At 72.7% G+C, this 5,925-nt stretch carries 5 protein-coding genes, 1 pseudogene and 1 riboswitch; all 6 genes and pseudogenes read left to right on the top strand.

Features of this window, described 5'->3' with window-relative positions; genetic code table 11:
• A pseudogene (locus tag E1265_RS39965) lies at positions 1 to 149 on the top strand (sensor histidine kinase); the annotation flags it as partial.
• Positions 142 to 1,407 carry a cytochrome P450 gene (locus E1265_RS32465; protein ID WP_132934546.1) on the top strand — a complete coding sequence of 422 codons (1,266 nt, stop codon included), beginning with the start codon at positions 142 to 144 and terminating at the stop codon, positions 1,405 to 1,407. The pseudogene E1265_RS39965 and the gene E1265_RS32465, both read left to right, overlap by 8 nt.
• A 218-nt stretch (positions 1,408 to 1,625) precedes the next feature.
• A complete protein-coding gene (locus E1265_RS40500; protein WP_279571484.1) occupies positions 1,626 to 2,555 on the top strand; it encodes a transglycosylase family protein in 930 nt (309 codons plus the stop codon).
• Between the two features lie 326 nt (positions 2,556 to 2,881).
• Positions 2,882 to 3,020: riboswitch (cyclic di-AMP (ydaO/yuaA leader) on the top strand.
• 3 nt (positions 3,021 to 3,023) lie between these two features.
• The gene (locus E1265_RS32480) at positions 3,024 to 3,701 is read left to right on the top strand and encodes a transglycosylase family protein (RefSeq protein WP_132934547.1); all 678 of its coding nucleotides are present in this window, start codon (positions 3,024 to 3,026) and stop codon (positions 3,699 to 3,701) included.
• A 246-nt stretch (positions 3,702 to 3,947) separates the two neighbouring features.
• Positions 3,948 to 5,228, top strand: coding sequence for a phosphopyruvate hydratase (eno, locus tag E1265_RS32485; protein WP_132934548.1), 1,281 nt, complete (start codon positions 3,948 to 3,950; stop codon positions 5,226 to 5,228).
• 121 nt (positions 5,229 to 5,349) lie between these two features.
• Positions 5,350 to 5,871, top strand: a complete 522-nt coding sequence (locus E1265_RS32490; RefSeq protein ID WP_132934549.1) for a septum formation initiator family protein — start codon at positions 5,350 to 5,352, stop codon at positions 5,869 to 5,871.
• The last annotated feature ends 54 nt before the right edge of the window (positions 5,872 to 5,925 follow it).

Consider the following 5,925-nt stretch of genomic DNA (forward strand, 5'->3'; position numbering starts at 1 on the left):
GGCTGCCGAGCGGGGGTAACGGTCTGGTGGGGATGCGGGAGCGGGTCATGGCGTTGGGCGGCGGGTTCGTCTCGGGGCCGACGGACGGCGGCGGCTTCCGGGTGTCGGCGGTGATCCCCGACCGTCCGGTGGCGGCGACCGGTGGCTGACAAGGCCCCGCCGGGGCTTTTCGACCGGGGTTTCGCGGCCGATCCCTACCCGGCGTACGCCTGGCTGCGGGAGCACGCGCCGGTGCACCGGGCCGTGCTGCCGAGCGGCGTCGAGGCGTGGCTGGTGACGAGGTACGCGGACGCCAGGCGCGCGCTGGCCGATCCCCGGCTGAGCAAGAACCCGGGGCGGCACAGCGCGGCCGAGCACGCCACGGGTCGGGTGGGCATCCCCGGCGAGCGCGACGCCAACGTGATGACGCACCTGTTGAACATCGATCCGCCGGACCACACCCGGCTGCGGCGGCTCGTCTCGGCGGCGTTCACGCCGCGCCGGGTGGCGGAGTTCGAGCCGCGGGTGCGGGAGCTGACCGGGCGCCTGGTGGACGGCTTCGCGGGGCGTGGCTCCGCCGACCTGATCGGCGAGTTCGCGTTCCCGCTGCCGATCTACGCCATCTGTGACCTGCTCGGGGTGCCGGCCGCCGACCAGGAGGACTTCCGGCGGTGGGCCGGGATGATGCTGCACACCTCGGGGAAGCGGGGCGGCGTCGGGCGCGCCGTGAAGCGGATGCGCGGCTATCTGGGGGAGCTGATCCACCGCAAGCGGGAGGACCTGGGGGACGACCTGATCTCGGGCCTGATCAGGGCCTCGGACCACGGCGAGCAGCTGTCGGAGCAGGAGGCGGCGGCGATGGCGTTCATCCTGCTGTTCGCCGGCTTCGAGACGACGGTGAACCTGATCGGCAACGGGATGATGGCGCTGCTGCGGCATCCGGAGGAGTTGGCCAGGGCGCGGGCCTGGGTGGCGGCGGGCGACGAGGCCGCGCTGACCAGGGCGGTCGAGGAGTTGCTGCGCTATGACGGGCCCGTGGAACTGGCCACCTGGCGGTTCGCGAACGAGCCGCTGACGTTGGGCGGGCAGCGGGTGGAGCGCGGGGAGCCGGTGCTCGTGGTGTTGGCGGCGGCCGACCGTGACCCGGAGCGGTTCGCCGATCCCGACCGGCTCGACCTGGGGCGGCGGCAGAACCCGCACCTGGGGTACGGGCACGGCATCCACTACTGCCTGGGCGCCCCGCTGGCCCGTCTCGAAGCGCGGGCGGCGCTGACCGAGCTGCTGCGGCGGCTGCCGGACGTCAGGCTCGCGGTGGACGATGCCGAGCTGCGGTGGCGGGGTGGGCTGATCATGCGCGGGCTGCGCGCGCTGCCCGTGGAGTTCTCCCCCGAGCCGAACGCGGATGGTGACGGAGCGTCAGCGATGTGATCCGCGCGTGATCTCGGTGGGATCGGCTTGTGATCGTGAGGCACTGCGGGCTAGGTTCCCCTCAACCGCATCAGTGTTCGTTTTGGGAGGCCCTTCAGATGCGCTCCGGGACTGGTCGTCATCGTCGTCCGCGACAGGCTCCGGCCTTCGTCGTCGCAGCCGGGGTCACCGGCGCAGGGCTGGCTCTGCCGCTGCTGAGCGCGGGGGTGGCGAACGCCGTGAGTGACGAGGCGTGGGACAGCGCGGCGGAGTGCGAGAGCGGCGGGGTCTGGAGCGCCAACGAGGGCAACGGCCGGTACGGCGGGCTCCAACTCAGCCTGGACGACTGGGAGCGGTACGGCGGGCTCGAGTTCGCGATGCGCCCCGACCTGGCGAGCCGGTTCCAGCAGATCACGGTGGCCGGCCGGATGCTCGCCGACCGTGGCGAGGAGGCGTTCCCCGGCTGCGCGGTGCTGACGGGCCTGTGGCCGGAGTTCAGGGACGAGCAGGGCGACGACATCGACTGGGCCGAGGAGGCCGAGGAGGCCCAGGTCGAGGAGGAGTTCGGCGGCCCCGAGGACTCGGCCGAGTCGCCGGCGGACGACCCCTCGACGCTGCCTGACGCGTCCGCGAGCCCGACCACGCCCACCACGCCGGCCGACCCGACCACGCCCACGGAGCCGGCCACCGGCGGGCCGACGGACGAGGCGACCGAGGGCCGGGCGCCGAGCGGCTCGGGCGAGCGGACCGAGGCCGTCGAGGACTCCGACACGACCCGCATCCGGCAGCTGTTGAAGCGGCTGCGGGATCTGGACGTGCCGAGCCCCGGCGACACCGAGCGGACGCCCACGGAGGCCGCGAGCCCTTCTGGGTCCCCGGAGGCGGCCGAGCGCCCCGAGGCGACCCGCACGCCCGACGCCGGCGGGAGCGGGGGCTCCGCCGGGTCCGGCACGGCCAACGGGTCCGCCGGCTCGGGTGGTTCGCTGCTCGACATCGCCGGCGAGAACGGGCTCTCCGGCAACTGGGTCGACCGCTACCGCTCCAGCCAATCGGGCAATGACGACAATGCCGGCAATGTTCTCGGCGATCTCGGTGATCTCGGCGACCAGGTTCTTGGCAACCAGGTTCTTGGCGACCAGCGGGGCGACTTGAGCGTCGCCGGCCGGTGAGGCGCCCCGGTCCCACGCCGTCGTCACATGACCCTCTGATGTGACCATCGTCTCTTTCGCCCCTTGCGTGTCAGCCTGCCCCGGGCTGCCCGATTCCCTTGTGACCTGCAACGGTTGGCCGCCTTCCGTGTCAAGTGGCCGCCGATGGGCGATCTTCATCGTTCTTGAATCGTTAGGCGGGGTGTGTTTAGTTTCCTGCGCCCGGTTTTCGCGCCGGGCGCCGAGGCCGTAACGCCGAATCCTGCCGCCGGCCCAGGGACCATCACCACGCGCACCACCGCAGGCAGGAGCGGGGGACCCACCACCGCCCGCGGCCCCAGAGGGCCGGGTCGTGGCCGCCGGATCGGACCGAGGAGGACCGACCGGCTAGGGGTGAAGTCGCGGGGAGCGGACGCTCCTCGTGGCCGGGCAACTCACCACGCCCGAACCCGACAGCTCACCTCGTAGGCGTCGGTGAGAAGGAACGTCATGCTGTTCAGGGGCAAGGGCCGTCACCGTCGTCCGTCGCGGCCGACCCGCATAGCCGCCGCGGCCGGCGTCACCGGCGCCGCCGTCGCCATCCCGATGCTCGGTGCCACCGGCGCCAACGCGGCCTCCGTCGACACCTGGGACGCCGTCGCCCAGTGTGAGTCCGGGGGCGACTGGTCCATCAACACCGGCAACGGCTACTACGGTGGCCTCCAGTTCTCGCAGTCCAGCTGGGAGGCCGCGGGCGGCACCCAGTACGCCGCGCGCGCCGACCTGGCCACCAAGGACCAGCAGATCGCCGCCGCCGAGGTGCTGCTCTCCATGCAGGGCCCGGGCGCCTGGCCCGTCTGCGGCCCCCAGGCCGGTCTCTCCGCGGGCGGCGAGTCGCCCGCCATCGACCCCAGCGGCTCCGGCGCCGCCGCCGAGGAGCCGGCCGCCCCCGAGCCGGAGGCCGAGGCCCCGGCGGAGCCCGAGGTGCCGGCGGAGGAGGTCGCCCCGCAGGCCGCCGAGGCCGAGGAGCAGGGCGACGGCTCCGAGTACACCGTCGAGGCGGGCGACACCCTCTCCGCCATCGCCGAGGCACACGACACCACCTGGCGGGAGATCTACGCCGCCAACGAGTCCGTCATCGGCGACGACCCGAACCTGATCATCCCCGGCCAGGTCCTGACCCTCTGACGGGCGGGCGGGAGAGCCGAACCACCCGGGCCCCGGCGCGACGGCACGGCCGCCGCACCGGGGCCCGGCCCTTTTCTTCACCTTGTAAACAAAAAGCTGGAACCCCCACTGACCTGCGAATTCGCTCCCCGTTCACGGGGCACGCGCGGGCTGGAGGGCAGCCCCGTCCCGGGAGCCGGTTAGGCTCAGGGGGCTGAAGACAGCTGAAGAAGTCAGAGACGATCCTTTGACCAGAAGGAGACCCCCGTGCCGTCCATCGATGTCGTCGTAGCGCGCGAGATCCTCGACTCGCGAGGCAACCCAACGGTCGAGGTCGAGGTGGGCCTCGACGACGGCAGCACCGGTCGCGCGGCGGTGCCCTCGGGCGCCTCCACCGGCGCGTTCGAGGCGCTCGAACTGCGGGACGGGGACCAGGCCCGCTACCTCGGCAAGGGCGTGGAGAAGGCCGTCCTCGCCGTCATCGAGCAGATCGGCCCCGAGCTCGTCGGCTACGACGCCACCGAGCAGCGGCTGATCGACCAGGCGATGTTCGACCTGGACGCCACCGCGGACAAGTCCTCGCTCGGCGCCAACGCCATCCTCGGCGTCTCGCTGGCCGTCGCGCACGCCGCCTCCGAGTCCCGCGACCTGCCGCTGTTCCGCTACCTCGGCGGCCCCAACGCGCACCTGCTGCCGGTGCCGATGATGAACATCCTCAACGGCGGCGCGCACGCCGACTCCAACGTGGACATCCAGGAGTTCATGATCGCGCCGATCGGGGCCGAGTCGTTCTCCGAGGCCGTCCGCTGGGGCGCCGAGACGTACCACACCCTCAAGAAGGTCCTCAAGGAGCGCGGCCTGGGCACCGGCCTCGGCGACGAGGGCGGCTTCGCGCCGAACCTGGAGTCCAACCGCGAGGCGCTCGACCTGATCGTCGAGGCCATCCAGAAGGCCGGCTACACCCCGGGCCAGGACATCGCGCTGGCGCTCGACGTGGCCGCCACCGAGCTCTACTCGGACGGCGTCTACACCCTGGAGGGCAAGGCCCACACCGCCGCCGAGCTGACCGAGTACTACACCGAGCTGGTCTCGTCCTACCCGCTGGTGTCCATCGAGGACCCGCTGAGCGAGGAGGACTGGGAGGGCTGGCAGACCCTGACCGCCGCCCTCGGCGACCGGGTGCAGATCGTCGGCGACGACCTGTTCGTCACCAACCCCGAGCGGCTGCAGCGCGGTATCGACACCAGCGCCGCCAACGCGCTGCTGGTGAAGGTCAACCAGATCGGCTCGCTCACCGAGACCCTGGACGCCGTCGAGCTCGCCCAGCGCAACGGCTTCAAGTGCATGATGTCCCACCGCAGCGGCGAGACCGAGGACGTCACCATCGCCGACCTGGCCGTCGCCACCAACTGCGGCCAGATCAAGACCGGCGCCCCGGCGCGCTCGGAGCGGGTCGCCAAGTACAACCAGCTGATGCGGATCGAGGAGATCCTGGACGACGCCGCCGTCTACGCCGGCCGCAGCGCCTTCCCGCGCTTCCGCGGCTGACCCGCCGTTCTCCACCGTACCCGCGTCGTACCGTTGTCCCCGCCATCCGTCCCTTACGGTGGCGGGGACACGCTTAGGCGGCCCGCGCGGGTCGCACCGGCAGGCCGAAGAGGGAGGCGACGTGGCCGCGGACCGGGACCGGTTCTCCACCGCCACCAGGCTCAGGGCGCTTGGCGAACAGGCGGCCGAGCGCGTCTACCGCGCGCAGAGCCGCCGGCTCGAGCCCAAGCCGCGCCGCGGCCGGCTCACCGGGCGGGCCGCCGTGCTCGCGCTGGTGGTCTGCACCCTGATCGTGGCGCTGGCCTACCCGCTGCGCCAGTACATCCAGCAGCGCTCCGACATCGCCGACCAGCGCCGGCTCGCCGAGGAGGCCGAGCGCCGCGTCGAGGAGCTGCGCGACGAGCGGGCACGCTGGCAGGACGACGCCTATGTCCGGCGGCAGGCCCGCGAGCGGCTGCGGTACCTGATGCCGGGCGAGACCGGCTACGTGCTGCCCGGCGACCCGGACACGGAGTCCGCCGAGCGCTCCTCGGCCGACGCCGAGCGGGCACGCCCCAGGGGCGCCACGTCGGCGACCAGCCCCTGGTACGAGAATCTGTGGGACGGCGTCGACCGCGCCGACGCGGTGCCGCAGGCCCGCTGACCCCACGACCTCGACGGAACACATCGACCAGCATGGAAACGCCGCCCCCCATCC

Source organism: Streptomyces sp. 8K308 (assembly GCF_004348315.1).
Classification (GTDB): domain Bacteria; phylum Actinomycetota; class Actinomycetes; order Streptomycetales; family Streptomycetaceae; genus Streptomyces.